21 protein-coding genes are annotated in these 20,968 nt (G+C 69.6%); 14 read left to right on the forward strand and 7 right to left on the reverse strand.

Annotated elements, in window-relative coordinates:
- Positions 1–160: 160 nt before the first annotated feature.
- Positions 161–829, forward strand: a complete 669-nt coding sequence (gene hpf / locus ACTWPW_RS17440) for a ribosome hibernation-promoting factor, HPF/YfiA family (RefSeq protein ID WP_375116389.1) — start codon at positions 161–163, stop codon at positions 827–829.
- A gap of 252 nt (positions 830–1,081) precedes the next feature.
- The gene (locus tag ACTWPW_RS17445; RefSeq protein ID WP_206067986.1) at positions 1,082–1,729 is read left to right on the forward strand and encodes a response regulator; all 648 of its coding nucleotides are present in this window, start codon (positions 1,082–1,084) and stop codon (positions 1,727–1,729) included.
- 390 nt (positions 1,730–2,119) lie between these two features.
- Here the strand turns inward: ACTWPW_RS17445 and ACTWPW_RS17450 are convergent, their stop codons facing one another.
- Both ACTWPW_RS17450 and ACTWPW_RS17455 read right to left on the reverse strand, forming a co-directional pair.
- Positions 2,120–3,316, reverse strand: a complete 1,197-nt coding sequence (locus ACTWPW_RS17450; RefSeq protein ID WP_443169264.1) for a winged helix-turn-helix domain-containing protein — start codon at positions 3,314–3,316, stop codon at positions 2,120–2,122.
- 428 nt (positions 3,317–3,744) lie between these two features.
- Entirely contained in the window at positions 3,745–4,005 is a 261-nt protein-coding gene (locus ACTWPW_RS17455) for an HGxxPAAW family protein (RefSeq protein WP_364119434.1), read from the reverse strand.
- Positions 4,006–4,228: 223 nt separating this feature from the next.
- Here ACTWPW_RS17455 and secA point away from each other — a divergent pair, with 223 nt between their 5' ends.
- Positions 4,229–7,018 carry a preprotein translocase subunit SecA gene (gene secA, locus ACTWPW_RS17460; RefSeq protein ID WP_375116391.1) on the forward strand — a complete coding sequence of 930 codons (2,790 nt, stop codon included), beginning with the start codon at positions 4,229–4,231 and terminating at the stop codon, positions 7,016–7,018.
- 64 nt (positions 7,019–7,082) lie between these two features.
- On the opposite strand, the gene ACTWPW_RS17465 is transcribed toward secA, so the two are convergent.
- The 4 genes from ACTWPW_RS17465 to ACTWPW_RS17480 form a co-directional block, all read right to left on the reverse strand.
- The gene (locus tag ACTWPW_RS17465; protein WP_375116392.1) at positions 7,083–7,526 is read right to left on the reverse strand and encodes an Rv3235 family protein; all 444 of its coding nucleotides are present in this window, start codon (positions 7,524–7,526) and stop codon (positions 7,083–7,085) included.
- Positions 7,527–7,720: 194 nt separating this feature from the next.
- Positions 7,721–9,037, reverse strand: a complete 1,317-nt coding sequence (locus tag ACTWPW_RS17470; RefSeq protein ID WP_443169265.1) for a PTS transporter subunit EIIC — start codon at positions 9,035–9,037, stop codon at positions 7,721–7,723.
- A gap of 90 nt (positions 9,038–9,127) precedes the next feature.
- Entirely contained in the window at positions 9,128–10,441 is a 1,314-nt protein-coding gene (locus ACTWPW_RS17475) for a PTS transporter subunit EIIC (protein ID WP_443169266.1), read from the reverse strand.
- A 139-nt stretch (positions 10,442–10,580) separates the two neighbouring features.
- Positions 10,581–11,321, reverse strand: a complete 741-nt coding sequence (locus ACTWPW_RS17480; RefSeq protein WP_364119420.1) for a GntR family transcriptional regulator — start codon at positions 11,319–11,321, stop codon at positions 10,581–10,583.
- Positions 11,322–11,445: 124 nt separating this feature from the next.
- On the opposite strand from ACTWPW_RS17480, the gene ACTWPW_RS17485 reads away from it, so the two are divergent.
- From ACTWPW_RS17485 to nagZ, 6 genes are all read left to right on the forward strand, one after another.
- Entirely contained in the window at positions 11,446–12,480 is a 1,035-nt protein-coding gene (locus tag ACTWPW_RS17485) for an SIS domain-containing protein (protein ID WP_375116395.1), read from the forward strand.
- Between the two features lie 38 nt (positions 12,481–12,518).
- Entirely contained in the window at positions 12,519–12,755 is a 237-nt protein-coding gene (locus tag ACTWPW_RS17490) for a PTS glucose/sucrose transporter subunit IIB (protein ID WP_364119414.1), read from the forward strand.
- A 10-nt stretch (positions 12,756–12,765) separates the two neighbouring features.
- Positions 12,766–13,212: a PTS sugar transporter subunit IIA gene (locus ACTWPW_RS17495; RefSeq protein ID WP_364119411.1), complete on the forward strand. Its 447-nt coding sequence runs from the start codon at positions 12,766–12,768 to the stop codon at positions 13,210–13,212.
- Positions 13,213–13,382: 170 nt separating this feature from the next.
- Positions 13,383–13,643 carry an HPr family phosphocarrier protein gene (locus ACTWPW_RS17500; RefSeq protein WP_364119408.1) on the forward strand — a complete coding sequence of 87 codons (261 nt, stop codon included), beginning with the start codon at positions 13,383–13,385 and terminating at the stop codon, positions 13,641–13,643.
- Positions 13,640–15,307 (forward strand): phosphoenolpyruvate--protein phosphotransferase, encoded by a 1,668-nt coding sequence (gene ptsP / locus ACTWPW_RS17505; RefSeq protein ID WP_375116396.1) that lies wholly within the window; start codon positions 13,640–13,642, stop codon positions 15,305–15,307. The genes ACTWPW_RS17500 and ptsP overlap by 4 nt, the downstream gene beginning before the upstream one ends.
- A 62-nt stretch (positions 15,308–15,369) precedes the next feature.
- A complete protein-coding gene (gene nagZ / locus ACTWPW_RS17510) occupies positions 15,370–16,692 on the forward strand; it encodes a beta-N-acetylhexosaminidase (RefSeq protein ID WP_443169267.1) in 1,323 nt (440 codons plus the stop codon).
- Here the strand turns inward: nagZ and ACTWPW_RS17515 are convergent.
- On the reverse strand, positions 16,689–17,483 hold the full coding sequence (locus ACTWPW_RS17515) for a F0F1 ATP synthase subunit A (protein ID WP_443169268.1): 795 nt from the start codon (positions 17,481–17,483) through the stop codon (positions 16,689–16,691). The two genes, nagZ and ACTWPW_RS17515, sit on opposite strands and share 4 nt — an antisense overlap.
- 141 nt (positions 17,484–17,624) lie before the next feature.
- On the opposite strand from ACTWPW_RS17515, the gene ACTWPW_RS17520 reads away from it, so the two are divergent.
- The 5 genes from ACTWPW_RS17520 (at position 17,625) to ACTWPW_RS17540 (ending at position 20,930) form a co-directional block, all read left to right on the forward strand.
- Positions 17,625–18,266, forward strand: a complete 642-nt coding sequence (locus tag ACTWPW_RS17520; protein ID WP_375116399.1) for an HAD family hydrolase — start codon at positions 17,625–17,627, stop codon at positions 18,264–18,266.
- A gap of 100 nt (positions 18,267–18,366) precedes the next feature.
- A complete protein-coding gene (locus ACTWPW_RS17525) occupies positions 18,367–18,876 on the forward strand; it encodes a DUF6912 family protein (protein ID WP_375116400.1) in 510 nt (169 codons plus the stop codon).
- Between the two features lie 100 nt (positions 18,877–18,976).
- Entirely contained in the window at positions 18,977–19,423 is a 447-nt protein-coding gene (locus tag ACTWPW_RS17530) for a DUF2690 domain-containing protein (protein ID WP_443169269.1), read from the forward strand.
- A gap of 82 nt (positions 19,424–19,505) precedes the next feature.
- Complete coding sequence (locus ACTWPW_RS17535; protein WP_375116402.1) at positions 19,506–20,132, forward strand: HAD family hydrolase; 627 nt, start codon at positions 19,506–19,508, stop codon at positions 20,130–20,132.
- A 90-nt stretch (positions 20,133–20,222) separates the two neighbouring features.
- Positions 20,223–20,930: an HAD family hydrolase gene (locus ACTWPW_RS17540; RefSeq protein ID WP_364119385.1), complete on the forward strand. Its 708-nt coding sequence runs from the start codon at positions 20,223–20,225 to the stop codon at positions 20,928–20,930.
- Positions 20,931–20,968: the final 38 nt, after the last annotated feature.

Genomic DNA, 20,968 nt, shown 5'->3' on the forward strand with positions numbered 1-20,968 from the left:
GGGGTCGAAGACCAGGTCGGCCGGGCGGGTGCCGCCCGAGTTCCCGGTGACGCCGAGTCGGAAGAGGGTAACGGTGACAGAAAGGCAGACAGAAGACCCCGTCCGACACGCACATCGTCGGGCGCTCTTGCTCAGTCGTTAGACGAAGGGGGGCTGTTGCATGGACATCATCGTCAAGGGCCGGCACACAGGAGTCAGTGATCGGTTCCGAGACCAAGTGACGACCAAGCTGGCCAGGATCGAACGTCTGGACAACAAACTCATCCGAGTCGATGTGGAGGTGTCGAAGGAACGCAATCCGCGCCTCGCCGGTCAGCGGGAGCGCGTCGAGCTGACCATTCACTCGCGAGGACCGGCCATTCGTGCCGAGGCCTCGGCCGACGACCGATTCGCAGCCCTCGACATGGCCCTCGACAAGCTGGAAGGCCGCCTCCGGCGGCTGGCCGACCGGCGCAAGGTCCATCACGGCAACCATTGCCCGCCCTCGGTGGCGCAGATCACCGCGACGCTCCCTGACGTCGCCGACCTCGCGCCCACCACGCAGCCCACCGTCCCCAAGCAGGTCGAGCCCGACGAGGACGAGCTGCAGCAGAAGAGTGACCAGCTCTACGACGACATCGTCCCGATCGAGATGGACGGCGACGGGCCGCTCATCGTGCGGGAGAAGTTCCACCGAGCGGAACCCATGACCATCGACCAGGCCCTGCTGGAGATGGAGCTGGTCGGACACGATTTCTACCTGTTCCGTGACAAGGAGAGCGGCCAGCCGTGCGTCGTCTACAACAGACGCGGCTACAACTACGGCGTGTTGCGGCTCGTAGAGCCCTGATCGCGCGCTAAAAGATCTTCTCGACCACCCGAGAACCGCCGGTACATGCCATCATGGCGGTTCAACGGCTCTGGCCCCCCGACGAGGAGGAGACGTGAGCGAGCTCAGTCAGGTACAGATGAGCGAGCGAAGCGAGGGAAAGGCAGGCGCGAGGCGGACCGTCGCGAGGTGGACCGTCGCGAGGCGGATCGAGGAGGCCTCGTGACCGAGTCTGGCGAGGTCCGCGCGCCGGCGAGCGAGCCGATCCGCGTGATGATCGTTGACGATCACGAGCTGATCAGGCGGAGCCTGGCGCTGGCGCTGGCCGCTGAGCCCGATATCGAGGTGGTCGGTGAGGCGAGCGACGGGCAGGAGGCGGTCGAACTGGCCGATCGCCTCATGCCCGACGTCGCTCTCATGGACGTACGCATGCCCCGGCAGGACGGGATCGAGGCGACGAAGGGCATCAAGGCCTCTGTCCCGAGCACCCGCATCATCATGCTGACGGTCAGCGACGAAGAAGAAGACCTCTTCGAGGCCATCAAGGCGGGAGCCACCGGCTACCTGCTCAAGGACGTCCAGATCAACGACGTCCCCGCCGCGGTGCGCGGCGTGCACGAAGGCCAGTCGTTAATCAACCCGGCGATGGCGGCCAAGCTGATCAGCGAGTTCGCCAACATGAGCCGCAAGGAGGCCGAGCGGCCTCCCCAGCTCCCCGTCCCCCGGCTGACCGACCGGGAGATGGAGGTCCTCCGGCTGGTGGCCAAGGGCATGAACAACCGCGAGATCGCCAAGCAGCTGTTCATCTCCGAGAACACCGTGAAGAACCACGTGCGCAACATCCTCGACAAACTTCAGCTTCACTCGCGCATGGAGGCCGTGGTCTACGCGGTACGGGAGCGGATGCTCGAGATCACCTGACCCCCGCCTCGGCTCGGCTCGGGCGGGACGGTTGGGGCCTGATCGGCCGCGCAGGGCGGGCGGTCCGCGTCCACTCGGCTGCCCGGTCCGGCTCAGCGCCCGGCTTGCTCGGCCCCCGCCGGTTCGCTCAGCGCCCGGTCGGCTCAGCGCCGGTTCGGCTCAGCGCCCGGCTTGCTCGGCGCCCGCGGTTCGCTCGGTGCCCGGTCGGCTCAGCACTCGGTCGCTCTCGGTCCGCCACGCCCGGAGACTTACCGCCAACCCCAAGATTCGGCCCGCCACGCCCAAAGATTCGGCCCGCCACGCCCGGAGGCTCAGCTCGGCAGCCCCGGCCCAGCTCCGATGAACCGTGGTCCGGATGGGGATCGGCTGGGCGGCGGGGGCGGGGGCGGCTCAGGTCGGGCGAGGGGCGTTCAGGATCGGGAGCAGCTCAGGAGGGTCGGCGCGTTCGACGCGTACGGCGTCGCAGCCCACCCACTCGGCCGCCGACCACAGGGCCTCCCGTAAGGCGTCGGCCCACTTGGCGGCCGAGAGGCCCGGCTCCAGGCTGAGTTGCCTGGCCACCAGCGTGGAGCCCTCGCGCGCGGGGTCGACACGCCCGATCAGGCGGCCCCCGGACAGCACCGGCATCGTGAAATAGCCGTGCACCCGCTTGTGCTTGGGGACGTAGAGCTCCAGCGTGTACGTGAAGCCGAACACTCGCTCGGTGCGCCCCCGGTGCCAGATGAGCGAGTCGAACGGCGACACCAGCGTCGTGCGGTGCCGGCCACGCGGCTCCGACTCCAGGGCCACCGGATCCGCCCACGCGTTGGCCAGGCCCTTCCTGCCCGGCCAGCCGCTCACCGTCACGGGCACCAGGCCCGCCGCGCCGCTGAGCAGGACCTCGTCGAGGATCGCCGCGTGGCGGCCCTTGAGGCGCAGGAAGTCGATGAGGTCGGTGCGGTTGGCCACGCCCAGCGATCGGCCCGCGATGCCGGCCAGGCGTACGACGCACTCCTCGTCGGACAGGTCTTCGGCCAGGAGCTCGGCGGGGACGACACGCTCGGCCAGGTCGTAGACGCGGCGCCAGCCCACGCGGCGGGTGCAGACCAGCTCACCGATGTCGAGCAGCCACTCCAGGCCGATCTTCGACTCGGACCAGTCCCACCACGGGCCGCCGTTCTTGGCGCCGCCCACGTCGGAGGTGGTCAGCGGGCCCGACTCGCGGACCTGGTCGAGGAGCTTCTCCACCCCGTCGGGGACCTCGTGCCAGCGATAACGCCGCTCGCGAAACGCCCGGCGGCGGAACGAATAGAGCGGCCAGTGCTCGATCGGCAGGATGCAGGCGGCGTGACACCAGTATTCGAAGCTCTGGGCGGGATTGTGCCAGTAGGCGCGCTCGACGTCGGAGCGGCCCACCGCGCCCAGGCGGGCGTACGCGACCAGCTCGTGGGAGCGGGCCAGGACCGAGATCGTGTCGAGTTGCACGGCGCCCAGCCTGCGCAGCATGGCCCGCACCCCGCCCTTGCGCGCCCCGGCGCCGACGAAGCCCTGCGAGCGCAGGACGACCCGGCGCGCCTCCTCGGGGGTCAGGTCGATCGCACCGGTCATGTCTGCGTGTACGTACGGCGATGCATGCGAGCAATCTAGCGGCGGGCACCGACAGAAAATCGGGCTGGTGCCACCAGGGCGGCGCCCAAAAGCCACCAGGGCGGCGCCCGGAATCCGCCAGAACGGCGACGGGCGCCGTCAGGACTGCGCCCGGAGTCCGCCAGGACGGCGACGGGTGCCGTCAGGACCGGGACGAACGCCGCCAGGGCCCAGCTGGCGCCGTCAGGAACGGACCCGCGCCTCCAGTAGCGGGGCGGGCGCTGACGGGAGCGGGACGGCGCCTACAGCGCCGGGGCAGGTGCCGACGGGGCCGAGGTGGGGCCGCACGTGTCGATCCGGGGCCGGGGGTGGGGCCGCACGTGTCGATCCGGGGCCGGGCATGGAAACGGCGGGCGGCCCTGGATCGGGCGCCCGCCGGTGGAGCCTGCTCAGCGGTGATCTTCAGCGCGCATGCCCACGCGGGGCGCGTCGATCACGACATCGGTGAAGATGTCGAAGACGAGGGCGAGGACACCGCCGACGACGAACACGCCGGCGCCGATCCAGACGAGCGTCCAGTTGGCGGCAGTCAGCCCGAAGCCGGCCACGACGGTTCCCACCAGCATCACGGTCACCGCGAGCCACGAAGACGCGCGCCCCCCGTGGCTGCCGAGATTCTCCGTTTGCTCCGACTTCTTCCCCTCAACCATGACTAATCCTTCCTTTGCCGGATATCCCGCTTATTGGTGCGAGCCGGCGCTCAACCGGCATACCCTCTGCCTTGACCCATTCTCCCAGACAGGTTCTGCGCCCTCGTCGTCACGGTGGCTGTGTCTGGTTGCGGAACCGCCTACGATGGCAACGGGGAAGTTTGTCTCGGCCTCTCCTCCTGGCGGCGCCGCCGGGGTAGACCTGCGAGGAGCTTTACATAAAGTGGCAGCCATTCTCGACAAGATCCTACGTGCCGGCGAAGGCAAGATCCTGCGCAAGCTCAAGCGGATCGCAGACCAGGTCAACTCCATCGAGGACGACTTCACGAGCCTGTCCGACGCGGAGTTGCGTGCGCTGACGGACGAATTCAAGCAGCGCTATGCGGACGGCGAAACCCTCGACGATCTGCTTCCCGAGGCGTTCGCGACCGTGCGCGAGGCGTCCCGCCGCGTGCTCGGCCAGCGACCGTACGACGTGCAGATCATGGGTGGCGCCAACCTTCATCTGGGCAACATCTCGGAGATGAAGACCGGTGAGGGCAAGACCCTGACCTGTACGCTCCCGTCCTATCTCAACGCCATCTCCGGCAAGGGCGTGCACGTCATCACGGTCAACGACTACCTGGCCAAGCGTGACGCGGAGACCATGGGTCGCATTCACCGCTTCCTCGGCCTCGAGGTCGGATGCATCATCTCCGGCCAGCAGCCCGAGGAGCGGCGCAAGCAATACCAAGCCGACATCACCTACGGCACCAACAACGAGTTCGGCTTCGACTACCTGCGCGACAACATGGCGTGGTCGCTCGAGGAGTGCGTGCAGCGGGGCCACAACTACGCGATCGTCGACGAGGTCGACTCGATCCTGATCGACGAGGCCCGCACGCCGCTGATCATCTCCGGCCCCGGCGAGCAGTCGGGCAAGTGGTACCAGGAGTTCGCCAAGATCGTCCCCCGCCTGCGCAGGGGTGTCGAGGCGAAGAACCCGGGCGAGGAGAGCACCGGCGACTACATCGTCGACGAGAAGAAGCGCACGGTCGGCATCCTGGAGGCCGGTGTCGAGAAGGTCGAGGACTGGCTCGGCATCGACAACCTCTACAAGCCGGAGCACACCCACCTCGTCGGCTTCCTGAACAACGCGCTCAAGGCCAAAGAGCTGTTCAAGAAGGACAAGGACTACATCGTCTCCGACGGCGAGGTCCTGATCGTCGACGAGTTCACCGGCCGCATCCTGCACGGCCGCCGCTACAACGAGGGCATGCACCAGGCCATCGAGGCCAAAGAGAGCGTGAAGATCAAGGACGAGAACCAGACTCTCGCCACGGTCACCCTGCAGAACTACTTCCGCCTCTACGACAAGCTGGCCGGGATGACCGGCACGGCGGCCACGGAGGCCAACGAGTTCCACCAGACGTACAAGCTGGGCGTCGTCCCCATCCCCACCAACCGGCCGATGATCCGCAAGGACCAGGCCGACGTGGTGTACAAGACGGAGGACGCCAAGTTCGACGCGGTGGTCGAGGACATCAAGGAGCGCTACGAGGCCGGCCAGCCGGTGCTCGTCGGCACGACCTCGGTGGCGAAGTCGGAGCGGCTGTCGAAGGCGCTCAAGCGGCGCGGCGTGCCGCACGAGGTGCTCAACGCGAAGAACCACGCGCGTGAGGCGTCGATCATCGCCGAGGCGGGCCGCAAGGGCGCCGTCACCGTCGCCACCAACATGGCCGGTCGAGGCACCGACATCATGCTCGGCGGCAACTCCGAGTTCCGCGCCGACCTCGAGCTGCGCCAGCGCGGCCTCGACCCGGTCGAGACGCCGGAGGAATACGAGAAGGCCTACCCCGAGGCGCTGGAGAAGGCGCGGGCGGCGGTCCAGGCCGAGCACGACGAGGTCACCGCGCTCGGCGGCCTCTACGTCCTGGGCACCGAGCGGCACGAGTCGCGCCGCATCGACAACCAGCTCCGCGGCCGCTCCGGCCGTCAGGGCGACCCCGGCGAGTCGCGCTTCTACCTGTCGCTCGGCGACGACCTGATGCGCCTGTTCAACTCGGCCCGCGTCGAGATGATCATGACCAGACTGCAGATCCCCGACGACCAGCCGATCGAGTCCGGCATCGTCTCCAAGGCCATCGCCTCCGCCCAGCACCAGGTCGAGCAGCAGAACTTCGAGATCCGCAAGGACGTTCTGAAGTACGACGAGGTGATGGACCGCCAGCGCAAGGTCATCTACGCCGAGCGCCACCGCGTGCTGGAGGGCGCCGACCTGCACGAGCAGGTGCGCGGCTTCGTCGGCGAGGTGATCCAGGGCTACGTCCAGGGCGCCACGGCCGAGGGCTTCGCCGAGGAGTGGGACCTCGACAAGCTGTGGAAGGCGTTCGGGGAGCTCTACCCGGTCTCCGTCCGGGCCGAGGACCTCATCGAGGAGGCCGGCGGCCGCGAGGAGCTGACCGCCGAGCTCATCAGCGAGAAGGTCAAGGCCGACGCGCTGGCCGCCTACGACCGGCGCGAGGAGGAGTTCGGCGCCGAGACCATGCGTGACCTCGAGCGCCGCGTGATCCTCTCGGTCCTCGACCGCAAGTGGCGCGAGCACCTCTACGAGATGGACTACCTGCGCGAGGGCATCGGCATGCGGGCCTACGCGCAGAAGGACCCGAAGATCGAATATGCCCGCGAGGGTTACGAGATGTTCGCCGCGATGCTCGAGGGCATCAAGGAGGACTCCGTCGGCTTCCTGTTCAACCTCGAGGTGGAGGTGCAGGAAAACCCGATCGTCGAGGAAGAGGACGCGGTGCTGGCGGAGACCCGCTCGATCATCGCGCGCGGGCTGCGGGGGCCGGAGCGGCCCGCCGAGCTCGAATACTCCGCGCCCGGCGAGCAGGGTGAGGTCGAGCACGTGAAGGTCCGCACCACGCAGGAGGAGCGGGCGGCGTACGGGAACGTGGAGCGCAACGCGCCTTGCCCGTGTGGGTCGGGCAAGAAGTACAAGCGCTGCCACGGAGACCCGAAGCACGCGGCCTGATCCTAATTCCTTCGAAGACCCCCACTTTCCAGGTGGGGGTCTTTTTATTGGGGTCGCACGTCCGCTACGCCGTTTCGAAGTCGGTGCACAGCCATTGCAGCCCCTGTCTTTCCAGGCGTACGGCGAGGACGTGGTCGCGGTCGCCGCAGTGCACGAGAACGCACATTTCTATGGCGCCGTCGCGGGGCTCTTTCATGTGCACGCTCCTGGCGAACGGGGGCCGGCTGGCGTGGATCATCCGGCCCGCTCTCACCAGCTCCCGGTAGGCGCGGTCGGTGAGCCGGTCGGCCATGGTCTCGGGCGGGCGGCGACCGGCGAGCACCTCGGCCAGGGCCTGGCCGAGGTGGCGGAGCTTGCGCTCGTCGGGCATGGCGCCCGGCGGGCCCCATACCAGGGGGCGGGTGTCCAGGGCCAGCGCGCCCTGGGTGGCCGGGGTCCGCGGTGGTCGTTCCTCGTCGCGGGACGGCTCGGGGGCGGGGGTGAGGCCGATGCGGGATGCCGGGGACACGCGATCCTCCAATTCCTTGGGTGGAGAAAGAATCGATATAAGGAGTTTTCGGCCCGGCTCAGGAATACAAATCACGCCAACTTCCGCGGTCGGTGACCGACTTCGCGCGTTTTTGTGGGGGAAGGTTGTGGGAAGTTGGATTCCCTCTTCGGGAGGTGCCAGGGTGTTGCGGGCCTGATCAGTGGGGTCTGGGGCTATCCCAAACCGTTTGGGTCGGTCGGTTCCCGGGTTTGGGTAACGTCCCTTTCCTGAGGGGGCTCGCGGCCGGGGGTGGGCAGGTCGAGGGCGCGGATCAGGAGGGTGAAGAGGGCGTAGTAGAGAAGCAGGTACGCCAGGCCGAACAGGATGATCAGCCCCAGGCCGTGCGTGTTGGACTTGCCGGCGTTCAGCAGCAGGTCGATGGCGCCTCCCGAGAACGTGAAGCCCAGGCGGGCGCCGAGTTCGGCCATCAGGGCCATGGACAGGCCCGTCAGGAGGGCGTGGAGGACGAAGAGCGCGGGGGCGACGAAGATGAAGGCGAACTCCAGGGGCTCGGTGATGCCCGTGACGAAGGCCGTCAGGGCGGCCGAGAGCAGGATGCCCCCCACAGCGGGGCGGCGGGCCGGTGGGGCGGCGCGCCACATCGCGAGGGCGGCGCCCAGGAGACCGAACATCATGACCGGGAAGAAGCCGGTCATGAAGATGCCCGCCCCCTGCTCGCCGGCGAAATAGCAGTTCAGGTCGCCCGCCGCGTTCCGAGTCGCGCCGTCCACGCCCGCGTGGCACTCCGGCAGCGTGAACCACACGATGGTGTTGAGGAAGTGGTGCAGGCCGATGGGGATGAGCAGGCGGTTGGCCACGCCGTAGATGCCGGTCCCGGCCGTGCCGTGGGCCGAGAGCCAGTCGCCGACCTCCGCCAGCCAGTCGCCCACCGGGCGCCAGAGGAGGCCGAAGGCGACGCCGAGGACCAGGGCGGCGACGGCGGTGATGATGGGCACGGCGCGGCGGCCGCCGAAGAAGGCCAGCCAGGCGGGCGGCTTCAGGCGGTGGAAGCGCTGCCAGAGGAGGGCGGCCGTGATGCCGATGAGGATGCCGCCCAGCACGCCCGTGGGGTTCGGGGCGCCCACGTTGAGGGTGGGGGCGCCGTTCTGGAGGGTCACGGCGACCTTGGTGTAGACCGCGCCGTGCCCCGCCTCGAAGAACAGGGTCTTGGTCACGTGGTCGAAGACCAGGTAGCCGACCAGGGCCGCCAGCGCCGTCGAGCCGTCGGACCTGCGGGCGAAGCCGATCGCCACCCCCACGGCGAACAGCAGCGGGAGGTTGTCGAAGAGGGCCCCGCCGGCCGCGGCCATGACCCTGGCCACCGGGAGGAGCCAGGGCAGGGTGCCGCCCAGGCCGTCCTTGCCGAGCATGTCGTCCTGGCCGAAGCGGTAGAGCAGGCCCGCGGCCGGGAGCACCGCGATGGGCATCATGAGCGAGCGGCCAATGCGTTGCAGCACGGCGAAGGTCGATGACCACCAGGCTGCGCGCATGGTCCTGGTCACCCCCCGCGGCAGGTGTGTCCGTTCGTGACGCGGGGGTTGGAGGGTTACTACCCCCTGGCGGTTCCGCGGGAAACGCCGCTAGGTCTCGCCGGAGTCGAGGTCGGGCTCGGGTTCGCGGCCGGGGGTCAGGATGTTGAGCCTGCGGATCAGGAACGTGAACACGACGTAGTAGAGCACGCCGTAGATCACGCCCAGGAGCAGGATGCCGGGCAGGTTCTCGGTGTTCGACTTGCTGGCGTTCAGCAGCATGTCCAGCAGCCCGGCGGAGAAGCCGAAGCCGAGCTGGCCGCCGATCAGCGTGGTCAGGGCCATCGCCACGCCCGTCAGGACCGCGTGGACCACCAGCAGCAGGGGGGCCACGAAGATGAAGGCGAACTCGATCGGCTCCGTGATCCCCGTGACGAACGACGCCAGCCCCGCCGACAACATGATCCCGCCCACCGTGGCCCGCCGGTGCTTGGGCGCCGCGCGCCACATCGCCAGGGCGGCGGCCGGCAGGGCGAACATCATGACGGGGAAGAAGCCGGCCATGAACTGGCCCGAGTGCGGGGCGCCGCCGAAGTAGCAGTTCCAGTCGCCGCCCAGCACCCGGCCGCCGACGTCGCACTGCGGCACCACGTACCAGACCACCGAGTTGACGAAGTGGTGCAGGCCCAGGGGGATCAGCAGGCGGTTGATCAGGCCGTAGATGCCGGTGCCGATCGGGCCGATGGCGGTCAGGGCCTCGCCGCCGTGCCGGATCCACTCGCCGATCACCGGCCAGAGCCAGCCGAAGACCACGCCGATGAGCAGGGCCACGATCGAGGTGATGATCGGTACGAAGCGCCGCCCCCCGAAGAACGCCAGCCACGACGGCAGCTTGATGCGGTGGAAGCGCTGCCAGAGCAACGCCGCGACCAGGCCCATGACGATGCCGCCGAGGACCTTGGTGGGGTTCTGCATGCCGTAGTTGATGATCTCCTTGATGCCCTGGTCCTGCACCTCCGTGATGCTTACGGTGTCCCGGATGTCCGAGCCGAAGAACATCACCTTCGTCACCCGGTCGAAGACCAGGTAGCCGACCACGGCGGCGAGGGCCGTGGAGCCGTCGGACTTGCGGGCGAAGCCGATGGCCACGCCCACGGCGAACAGCAGCGGCAGGTTCTCGAACAGCGCGGCCCCGGCTGCCGCCAGCACGTCGGCCACCTGGTTCATCCAGGCCAGGCCCGCCACGTCGGCCAGCCCGCCCGGCTCGGCGCCGTTGGAGCCGAGCATGTCGGGCTGGCCGAAGCGCAGCAGCAGGGCGGCCGCCGGCAGGGCGGCGATGGGCAGCATCAGGGAGCGGCCCAGCCGCTGGAGCACGGTCATCACGCGAGCGAACGGCGAAGGCCGGGCGGCGGTGGTCTCGTTCACCGGTCGTTCCTCCGGGGCCTGTGGGGGCCAGGACTGGACTCTGGGTTCGATCCTCCGGGAGCCGGGTATCGCGGGGAACGGGTTTCTCCGGGACTCTCCGAGGGGGTAGGGGTGTCGGCGGTGAAGGACCGGCCGGGTGTCAGCTCCGCCTGGAGGGCATCTCGAGGAGGGTGCGCAGCTGGTAGCGGTCCGCGCGGTACGTGGACACGCCCAGCTCCGCGCAGGCGCCGCCCGAGAACGACCGGCGCTGCAGCAGCAGTACGGCCCCGCCGCGCGGCAGTTTCAGCAGGTCGGCGTCGCTCGGGTCGGCGATGCCGCCGTCGATGGTGAGCTCCCCGGCGTCCATGACGAGCCCGTAGCGGCTCTCCAGCAGCTCATACAGTGATTTATCCGACAAGTCGTAGTCGGCCAGGTCCGGGGCGAGCTTGACCGGGATGTGGGCCCGTTCGATCGACAGCGGCTCGCCGTCGGCCGTACGCAGGCGCTCGATGAAATGCACCTCCTCGCCCGGCTGGATGCCCAGCTCCTTGGCCAGATGGGCGCTGGCGCGCACGATCCGGCGGTCGAGGTCGCGCGAGCCCGGGATCATGCCCCGCGCCCGCATGTCGTCGGTGAACGACGTGAGCTGCAGGGCCAGCTCGATCTTCGGCCGGGCGACGAACGTCCCCTTGCCGGGCACGCGGTGCAGGCGGCCCTCGGACACGAGGTGGTCGACGGCCTGCCGTACGGTCATCCTGGACAGGCCGAAGCGCTGGCAGAGCTCGCGCTCGGACGGGATGGCCGCCCCGATGCTGAGCTCGTCGCTGTCGATGAGGTCCAGCAGGATCTCGCGAAGCTGGAAATACTTGGGCACCGGGCTGTCCGGATCGATGTGCGCCACGGATCCTCCCCTCGTCACTACCTGGGCAATGGGCTATGGTTCGTACTGGTCTAGTCCGGACTAGACCACATGTCGCGAAAGACGGTCAAGTCTGAACCGCAATGAGTTGAGGGATGAGCCCGAGATGACCACCAAGATGCGCAGCGAGATCGCCGAGCAGCCGACCGCGCTGCGGGCCACGCTGGACTCCCTGCTCCCCAAAGTCGATGAGATCAAGGCCATGGGCGAGCAGACTCGCCAGTTGCTGTTCATCGCACGTGGCACCTCCGACAACGCAGCAGTGTACGGGCGCTACCTGGTCGAATCGCACGCCGGGCGGCTGTCCGCGCTGGCGGCGCCGTCGATCGCGACCACGTACAAGCGCCGCCTCGACCTGGACGGCGTGCTGGCGGTCGCCATCTCGCAGTCGGGGCGGACCGAGGAGATCGTCGAGACGCTGACCTGGGCCAAGGACTGCGGGGCCAAGGCCGTCGGCATCACGAATGGGGGCCCGGACAGCCCGCTGGCGCAGGCGGCCGACGTCGCCCTGTGCACGGTGGCGGGCGAGGAGAAGGCCGTCCCGGCCACGAAGACGTACACGACGCAGCTCGCGGCGCTGGCGGTGCTCGCCATCGGGCTGGGCGCGGACGTCGACGCGGACGAGCTGCAGCGGGTGCCCGAGGCGGTGGAGAAGCTGGTCGCGGAGCCGGGGGACCTGGACGCCGTGGTCGAGGGGCTGCTCGACAAGCCGGGCGTGGTCGTGTCCGGGCGGGGGCTGGCGTTCTCGACGGCGCTGGAGACCGCGCTGAAGCTGAAGGAGGCCTGCTACCTGCACGCCATGGGCCTGTCGTACGCCGACCTGCTGCACGGCCCCATCGCCGTGGTGGACGCCGACACGCCGGCGCTGCTGGTGGCCTCCGAGAACAGCCCGACGCTGCAGGGGACGGTCGCGCTGGCCGAGCGGGTCGTGGCGGCGGGGGCGGCGGCGTACACGATCGGGGGCGGCACCGCGCTCGCCCGGGCCGGCACGGCCGCGCTGAACGGCCCCGACCTGCCCGAATGGCTGGCCCCCATGGGCCTCATCGTGCCGGGGCAGCTGCTCACCGAGGCGCTGGCCCGCCGGCTCGGCATCGACCCCGACGCGCCGCGCGGCCTGAACAAGGTCACCCAGACCGACTGATCTAGCCTGGTCAGAGTGCTAGTCCTAGGGAGGACCGGATGGCGGCGGATGTGAATGCGATCATCGCCGGGCTGGGCGGCGCCGACAACATCATCGACATCGAGCCCTGCATCACCCGCTTGCGCACCGAGGTGCGCGACGCGGCCAAGGTGGATCAGACGGCGCTCAAGGCGGCCGGCGCGCATGGCGTGATGGCCGCGGGGAACGTGGTCCAGGTCGTCGTCGGACCGGAGGCGGACACGATCGCCAGCGACATCGAGGACATCATCGGCTAAGGGCGAGACCATGACGACTGTTCTCGCCCCGGTTGAGGGGGCAGCTGTGGGGTTGGCCGCCGTGCCCGATCCGGTGTTCGCGGCGGGCCTGGTCGGGCCGGGAACGGCGATCGATCCGCTGCGGGGGCCCGGGAATGCCCTGGCCCCCATAGCGGGAAAAATAATGAAACTGCACCCGCACGCGTACGTCATCGTGGGGGACGACGGCAAGGGCGTGCTGGTGCACCTGGGCATCGACACTGTCCAGCTCAAGGGGAAGGGGTTCCAGTTGCTGGCGGCCGAGGGCGACAGGGTGAGCGCCGGGCAGCCGGTCGTCGCGTGGGACCCGGCGGTCATCGAGGCGGGCGGCCGCTCGCCGGTCTGCCCCGTCGTCGCGCTGGACGCGTTTTCCGAGGCCCTGAGCGGGGTCCGGGAGGGCGCGGTGCACGCGGGAGACGAGCTCTTCAGATGGGAATAGTGGCCGCTCCGGCCGGCTTGGATGTGACGCCGGTCGCTGCCTCCGTATTGGGCCGGACCCGTCACAATAGGCCCGGCACAATAGAGAAGCGCCAGATTTGCCCCGAGCGGCCGGCGCTGACGTCCACAGGTCCGGGTGGTCTGGACCGGCACAGAAGGAGGAGCGGCACGATGGGTGAGCGCAAGGTCACCGTGGCGGCGGAGGTAGGGCTGCACGCCCGTCCCGCGGCGACGTTCGTCTCGCGGGCCAAGCTGGCCCCGATGGACATCACGGTGGCGAAGTCCCACGGCGGTGGCCCGGTCAACGGCAAGAGCATCCTCGCGATCATGGCCCTCGACGTCCGCCAGGGCGAGACCGTGGTGATCTCCGCGGAGGGCGAGGGCGCCGAGGAAGTGCTCGACGAGCTGGCCACGATAGCCAGTACGCCATGAACCTGCGGGGGGTGGGGGTCAGCCCGGGGATCGGGCACGGGCCCTCTTACGTTCTGACCGTCTCCGTGCCCGAACCCCCCGAGGGCGCCACCTACACCGGTGAGGCGGAGCAGGAGAAAGAGCGCGCGATGACCGCGCTCACGCGGGTCGCGGGCGAGCTGGAGGCCCGCGGCAACCAGGCGGGCGGCGAGGCCGAGGAGATCCTCAAGGCCCAGGCGCTGATGGCCGAGGACCCGGGGCTGGTCGTGAAGGTGAGGTCGCTGATCGACCGCGGCCTGGCCGCTCCCAGGGCCGTCTTCGAAGCTTTCACGAAATATCGGGACGTGCTGGCCGGGTCCGGCGGATATCTGGGCGAGCGGGCCGCCGATCTGGGCGACATCAGGGATCGCGTGATCGCCTTGCTCTACGGGCAGGCCATTCCGGCGCTGCCGTCGCGGCCCGCGGAGCCGTACGTGCTGGTCGCCAGGGATCTCGCCCCCGCCGACACCGCGCTGCTGTCCAGGGAGCACGTGGTCGCGTTCGTCACCGAGGAGGGCGGCCCGACCAGCCATACCGCGATCATGGCCAGGGCGATGGGCGTGCCCGCCGTCGTGGCCTGCCCGGGCGCGACCGGCATCCCGCCGGGCGTCCAGGTGATGGTGGACGGGACCTCCGGCGACGTACGCGTGCAGCCCGCCGAGGCCGACGTGGCCGACGCGGTCGGCGCCGCCACGGCCCGGCAGGCCGCGCTCGCGTCGTGGACCGGTCCCGGCGCGACCGCCGACGGGCACCGGGTGCCGCTGCTGGCCAACGTCGGCGGCCCGGCCGACCTCGACGCCGCCGTGGCCGCGGGCGCGGAGGGCGTCGGGCTCTACCGGACCGAGTTCCTCTTCCTCGACCGCGCCGAGCCGCCCTCCGCCGAGGAGCAGCGGCAGGCGTACGGGGCGGCGCTGGCGGCGTTCCCGGGCGGCAAGGTGGTGGTGCGGACGCTGGACGCCGGCGCGGACAAGCCGCTGGCGTTCCTGCCGTCGCCCACCGAGCCGAACCCGGCGCTGGGGGAGCGCGGCCTGCGCACGTTCCGGAAGTTCCCCGAGGTGATGGACGCGCAGCTGGGCGCGCTGGCGGAGGTCGCCGGCGCGGGGCTGCAGGTGATGGCGCCGATGGTGGCCACGGCCGAGGAGGCCGCGTGGTTCGCCCGGGAGTGCCGGGAGAAGGGCCTGGCGGACGTCGGCGTGATGATCGAGGTCCCGGCGGCCGCGCTCCGGGCCCGCGACCTGCTCGCCAGGGTGAACTTCGTCTCGATCGGCACGAACGACCTGAGCCAGTACGCCTTCGGCGCCGACCGCCAGCTCGGCGCCGTGAGCACGTTGCACGATCCGTGGCAGCCGGCGCTGCTCGACCTGGTGGCCATGGCCGCGCAGGCCGCGGGGCGGGCGGGCAAGCCGTGCGGGGTCTGCGGGGAGGCGGCCGCGGATCCGGCCCTGGCCTGCGTGCTGGCCGGCCTCGGGGTGACCTCGCTGTCGATGGCGCCGTCCGCGCTGGCGGCCGTACGCGCCGGGCTGGCCGCGCACACGCTGGAGCAGTGCCGGACGGCGGCCGGGGCGGCGCGGGCGCAACCTTCGGCGGCCGACGCGCGTGCGGCGGCCCGCGTTCACCTGCCCGGGCTCGGCAGGCTGGGGTTGTAGTTCCGGCCGGTTTCGGTAAGCGCCGGGCCCGGCCGGGTCGTCACATGGATACCTTTGAAGGCATGCTTCGACGGATCGGCACGACAGGGCTCCTGGTGATCGCGCTCACTGCGTGCGGCGGTGGCGGGGCCTCCCCGGGCACGGCCGGCACGGCCGGCACGGCTGGTTCGGCGCCGACCGGGGGCAAGGCCGCCCCGCCCGCGCAGACGCCCACTCAGACGCCCGCTCAGACGACGGCGGCGCCGCAGCAGAGCCCGGTCCAGCGGGTCCTGGCGAAAATGAGCGTGGAGGAGAAGGTCGGCCAGCTCTTCATGCCCGTCCTGTACGGCACCGCCGCCGACACGGTCTCGGGCGAGAACCAGGCCCGATACGCCGCCCGGACCCCGGCCAAGGTGATCGCGAAATACCACCTGGGCGGCGTGATCCTCTTCCCGCAGAACGTCAAGAGCATCGGCCAGGTCGTCGGCCTCACCAACGGCCTGCAGCGCGCCTCGGACGAGGTGCCGCTGCTGATCGGCACCGACCAGGAGAACGGCCTGGTGTCCCGGATGTCCGCCCTCATGACGGACTTCCCCGGCGCCTCCCAGATCGGCGCGTCCCGGGACACCGGCCTGTCGAGAGAGGTGGCCAAGGCGACCGGCGACGAGCTGCGCGCGCTCGGCGTCAACCTCGACTTCGCCCCCGTCGCCGACGTGAACGTCAACCCGCGCAACCCGGTCATCGGCAGGCGGGCCTTCGGCGACGATCCGCAGCGGGTGGCCAAGATGGTCGCCGCGGCGGTCAAGGGCTTCGGCGAGGCGAAGATCGCCGCCACCGCCAAGCACTTCCCGGGGCACGGCGACACCTCCGTGGACAGCCACACCGGGCTGCCGGTGATCAAGCACACGAAGTCGGAGTGGGAGCGGATCGACGCGCCGCCGTTCAAGGCCGCCATCGGCGCGGGCGTCGACGCCGTGATGAGCGCCCACATCGTCTTCCCCAAGCTCGACTCGTCCGGCGACCCGGCGACGCTGTCCAAGCCCATCCTGACCGGCCTGCTCCGGGAGCAGCTCGGATTCAAGGGCGTGATCTCCACCGACGCGCTCAACATGGCCGGGGTGCGCAAGAAGTACAACGACGGGGAGATCGCGGTGCGGGCCGTGCTGGCCGGGGCCGACCTGCTGCTCATGCCCAACGACCTGCCCAGGGCCTACGAGGCGGTGCTGGCGGCGGTGAAGTCGGGCCGGATCTCCGAGCAGCGCCTCGACCAGTCGGTCACCAGGTTGCTGACGCTCAAGCAGAACAAGGGACTGCTGACCGAGGCGCCCGTGGCCTCGGCGGAGGAGGCGGCCGGCGTGCTGCGCTCGGCCGAGCACCGCAGGCTGGCCGCCCGAGCCGGGAATTAGTGCGCGCCGCGCAGCCCGCTGGCGATGAACATCGCGGCCAGCATGGCGAACAGGAACGCCTGCACGTACTGGATGAACATCTCGAACGCGGTCATCAGGATCGTCATCAGCACGCCGAGGACGCCGAGGCCCGCGCCCAGCGGGGTGAGCTGCTCGAACAGGAACCAGAAGCCCACCGAGCTGAAGAAGGCCACGATGACGTGGCCGGCGAACATGTTCGCGAACAGCCGGATGAAGTGGGTGAACAGCGAGGTGATGAACACCTCGGCGAGGATCAGCGGGGCGTAGAGCCCGTACGCCCAGCCGGGCAGGCCGGGCAGGTGCACGATGCCGCGCAGGTAGCCGCGTACGCCGTGGTGCTTGACGCCGAGGTAGATCTTGACGCCGTACACGCTGAGCGCCAGCACCGCCGGGAAGTTGACGCTGGCGGCGACAGGGTACTGGATGAACGGGACGACGCCCATCAGGTTCCAGATGAGCACGGTGAGGAAGATCGTCAGGAGCAGGCCCATCCAGCGGTCGGAGTCCTTGCCCAGGCTGGGTCTGGCGATGTGGTCGCGTACGAAGTCGTAGGTGTACTCGCCGATGCTCTGCCAGCCCCGTGGCACGATCTTCGGCTTGGCGAACGCGGCCCAGCACAGGGCGATGGCGATGACCGAGCTCAGCAGGACAATCAGGACCGGTTTGGTGAACCATTCAGGTCCACCTGGGATGATAGGGGCGAATTGGAAGAGTTCGAGTCCCGGAGCGGTCCACTCTTCCGGGGAGATGATCAGGATCGTCGTCCGCACGGCGGTCCCTTCTGGGTAGCGATCTAACGCTGGGGGAACACCTTAACTGGATATTACGGACATCCTTTTAGATGGGTTTAATCCATAGATAAATGGCCGAGTCGCGTTAAAGTCATTTGCGGGACGCTCTACCCTAGAACGATGGTTACGGGTGTGCTCATCGACTGGGGCGGGGTGCTGACGACCAGCCTCTCCGACTCCATCGCGCGCTGGATCGTGGCGGACCGGATCGACAGGGACCGCTACTACACCGTGATGCGCGAACTCATCGACCACGCCTACAGCGGGGGCGACGGCGAGAGCCTCATCCACGCCCTCGAACGGGGCGAGATCGACGGGTCCTCCTTCGAGCGCGACCTGGCCTCCCGGCTGCTCACCCTGGACGGGGTGCCGCCGGTGGCCGAAGGGCTGCTGGAGCGCATGTTCGCGGGCTTCGAGCGGGTCGACGCGATGTACGACATGCTGCGCGACGTACGACAGAGCGGTCTCAAGACCTGCCTGCTGTCCAACTCCTGGTCCAACACCTACCCCCGGGACGACTGGGAGGAGCTCTTCGACGCGGTCGTGATCTCCGGCGAGGTCGGCATGCGCAAGCCCGAACCGCGCATCTTCCACCACGCCCTCGGCCAGATCGGCCTGGCCGGCGAGGAGTGCGTGTTCGTCGACGACATCGAGGCCAACATCGTCGCCGCGCAGGCACTCGGCATCGCGGGGATCCACCACCGCGACGCGGACACCACGATCGCGGAGCTGGAGACCCTCCTGCGCCTCAGGCTGAAGTAGGCCATCACTTCGGTCTTGACCAGGCACTATGAGTAGGGTGGCGGTCTGGTGACGCTGGTTTCCCCATAGCAGTGCCCTCGCAAGCTTGGAAAGGTTCGTCATGCGCGTCTATCTGCCGTGCACTCTTCCGGCCCTGGCCTCGGCGGTCGAGGCCGGAGAGCTGGGCCCGGCCCCGCTGACCGGTTATGCGGTGACCCCCGCGCTGACCGAGTGGTACGCCTCGGGGGACACCGAGGAGCTCGAATACGTCGCGCTCACCGAGGCGGCCCGCGCCTCGCTGCGCATGCTGGCCGCCGACCGCGCCGACGGCGTCGAGGCGCCGCCCCGGCGCGTGGTGATCGCTGCCGAGGTGCCGGACCGCTCGGTGGCCGCCGGGGTCGATCTGGAGGAGCGCGCCAGAGTACGCCTCGCCGAGCCGATCCCGGTGGCCAAGGTGGCTTCGGTGCACATCGACGACGAGTTCGCGGTCCCCGACGTCGAGGCCGCCATCGCCGCGCTGCCCGCCTCCGACCAGGGCGACGACGACGCGCGGTTCACCGTGGACGGGGCGGAGGCGCACGAGCTCATGTGGTACGCGACCCAGGAGATTCCCGACCTCCTCGGTTCATAACGGTGAGATCACATGGGGTGCGCTTCCTCGGCCGAAGGGAGCAGCGCCTCGCTAAGGTCCCGACGCAGCACATTCGTCTGATCGAAGGAGTCGGTACCACGTGAAGCGTCGAGTCGCGGCGATCGCCATAGGTGCGATGACCCTCCTGGCGGGCTCTCCCGCGCACGCCCAGGCTGCGCTCAAGCCGTACGACCATCAGGACCCCTACAGGTCGGGCTGCGGCAACTCCGCCCGCGCGGTGAAGTCCGCCACGATCAAGAGCCGGGCCCACGGCCAGGTGGGGACGATCAAGCTCATGTGGTCCGGCAGGTGCAAGACCAACTGGATCGAGATCAGGACCGGCACGTCCATGCGCGGCAGCATCAGCGTGTACACCGCCGACGGCCGCCACGACACCTTCCGCTTCAAGGCCGGCAACGGCGGCCGGCACTGGGGCGACATGCTCTGGGCCAACAACATGTGCGCCTGGGGCAGCGCCTCGGTGCAGTGGGGCGGCGGCAACGGCGGCCAGAACGGCTCCGGCACCACGGGCAAGGCCTGCCGCTAGCGCGATCGAGGGGGTCGTGGCCGCGCGGGCGCGGCCCCTGGTTCACCGGAATGTCACACCGGCCATCTAGGCTGGATGCAACATGACGAAGCACATAATCTGGGATTGGAACGGCACGCTCTTCCACGACGTGGACGCCGTGGTCGGGGCCACCAACGAAATCTTCAGGCCGTACGCGCTGCCCGAGCTGACCGCCGACGGCTTCCGCGCGGTCTACACCCGGCCCATCTGGGTCGCCTACGAGCGCCTGCTCGGCCGCCCGCTCGGCGAGGGCGAGTGGGAGCTGCTCGATGACGGGTTCCACGAGCACTACTACCGGCTGAGCGACGTGTGCGGGCTGGCCCCGGACGCCGAGCTGCTGCTGTCCAACTGGACGGGCACCCAGTCGCTCTGCTCGATGGCGCCGCACGCCCACCTCGTGCCCAAGGTCGAGTCGTTCGGCATCACCCCGCACTTCACCCGGATCGACGGCCTCACGGGGGCCACCGGTGGCGAGAAGGCCGCGCACATGACCGCGCACATCGAGGCCATCGGGGTCGACGCCGACGAGATCCTGGTGATCGGCGACAGCATCGACGACGGGCTCGCCGCCAAGCACGTGGGCGCCAGGGCGGTGCTCTACACCGGCGGGATGACCACCAGGGCGGAGCTGGAGGGCACCGGGCTGCCGGTGGTGGACACGCTGGCCGAAGCGTTCGACTATGCCTGATCATGCTTAAATCGGTCAGGCAGGAGCCCTGAGCGCGGCGACGGCCGTACCCTTGCAGGGATCCCTCAGGAGGCCGCCATCAATCGCCTTGTGCTGTGGAACGTCGACCTGACACTGGTCGACGTCGCCATCGTGACCAGAGACGCCTACGCCGAGGCGTTCCGCCTGGTGACCGGGCGCCCGCTGGTCAAACTCGTGCCCCCGCTCGGCCGCCCCGACTCAGAGATCGTCTTCGAGACGCTCGCCGTCAACGGCATCGTGGCCGAGGACGGCCACCTGCCCCGGTTCCTGGCCGCGCTCGCCACGGCCTTCGCCGACCGGCGCGGGCGGCTGGCGAAGGAGGGGCGGATGATGCCCGGGGCCAAGGACGCGCTGAAGTCGGTGTCCCGGCTCGACGGCGTGGTCCAGACGGTGCTGACCGGGACGATCAAGAGCAACGCCGTGCACAAGCTGAAGGCGTTCGGGCTCGACAAGCACATCGACTTCGACCTCGGGGGTTACGGCGAGGAGGTCTACCCGAAGGCGACGCTGCTGCAGGTGGCGCAGTCGCGGGCCAAGCAGCGGCTCGGCACGCCGTTCACGGCGGCCAACACCGTGGTGATCGGGGACTCCACGCGGGACGTGCAGGCGGCCAAGATCGGCGGGGCCGCGATGATCGGGGTCGCGTCGGGCCGCTCGATGGCGGGCGAGCTACGCGAGGCGGGGGCCGACGTGGTGCTGCCCGACCTCTCCAACGCCTCGGAAGTGGTGGCCGCCGTCGCCGGCCTGACCTCCCCCCTCGACCGCAAGGCCGGCTGACCCACCCCCCCCCCCCCCCCCTCCCCCACCCCCCATGG

Source organism: Nonomuraea sp. KM90 (assembly GCF_052246675.1).
Classification (GTDB): domain Bacteria; phylum Actinomycetota; class Actinomycetes; order Streptosporangiales; family Streptosporangiaceae; genus Nonomuraea.

What these genes read in the sequence shown, in the direction of transcription:
- hpf (WP_375116389.1), top strand. Translation starts at nt 161, where the DNA reads ATGGACATCATCGTCAAGGGCCGGCACACAGGAGTCAGTGATCGGTTC.
- ACTWPW_RS17445 (WP_206067986.1), top strand. Translation starts at nt 1,082, where the DNA reads ATGATCGTTGACGATCACGAGCTGATCAGGCGGAGCCTGGCGCTGGCG.
- ACTWPW_RS17450 (WP_443169264.1), bottom strand. Translation starts at nt 3,316, where the DNA reads ATGACCGGTGCGATCGACCTGACCCCCGAGGAGGCGCGCCGGGTCGTC.
- ACTWPW_RS17455 (WP_364119434.1), bottom strand. Translation starts at nt 4,005, where the DNA reads ATGGTTGAGGGGAAGAAGTCGGAGCAAACGGAGAATCTCGGCAGCCAC.
- ACTWPW_RS17470 (WP_443169265.1), bottom strand. Translation starts at nt 9,037, where the DNA reads ATGCGCGCAGCCTGGTGGTCATCGACCTTCGCCGTGCTGCAACGCATT.
- ACTWPW_RS17485 (WP_375116395.1), top strand. Translation starts at nt 11,446, where the DNA reads ATGACCACCAAGATGCGCAGCGAGATCGCCGAGCAGCCGACCGCGCTG.
- ACTWPW_RS17490 (WP_364119414.1), top strand. Translation starts at nt 12,519, where the DNA reads ATGGCGGCGGATGTGAATGCGATCATCGCCGGGCTGGGCGGCGCCGAC.
- ACTWPW_RS17495 (WP_364119411.1), top strand. Translation starts at nt 12,766, where the DNA reads ATGACGACTGTTCTCGCCCCGGTTGAGGGGGCAGCTGTGGGGTTGGCC.
- ACTWPW_RS17500 (WP_364119408.1), top strand. Translation starts at nt 13,383, where the DNA reads ATGGGTGAGCGCAAGGTCACCGTGGCGGCGGAGGTAGGGCTGCACGCC.
- ptsP (WP_375116396.1), top strand. Translation starts at nt 13,640, where the DNA reads ATGAACCTGCGGGGGGTGGGGGTCAGCCCGGGGATCGGGCACGGGCCC.
- nagZ (WP_443169267.1), top strand. Translation starts at nt 15,370, where the DNA reads ATGCTTCGACGGATCGGCACGACAGGGCTCCTGGTGATCGCGCTCACT.
- ACTWPW_RS17520 (WP_375116399.1), top strand. Translation starts at nt 17,625, where the DNA reads ATGGTTACGGGTGTGCTCATCGACTGGGGCGGGGTGCTGACGACCAGC.
- ACTWPW_RS17525 (WP_375116400.1), top strand. Translation starts at nt 18,367, where the DNA reads ATGCGCGTCTATCTGCCGTGCACTCTTCCGGCCCTGGCCTCGGCGGTC.
- ACTWPW_RS17535 (WP_375116402.1), top strand. Translation starts at nt 19,506, where the DNA reads ATGACGAAGCACATAATCTGGGATTGGAACGGCACGCTCTTCCACGAC.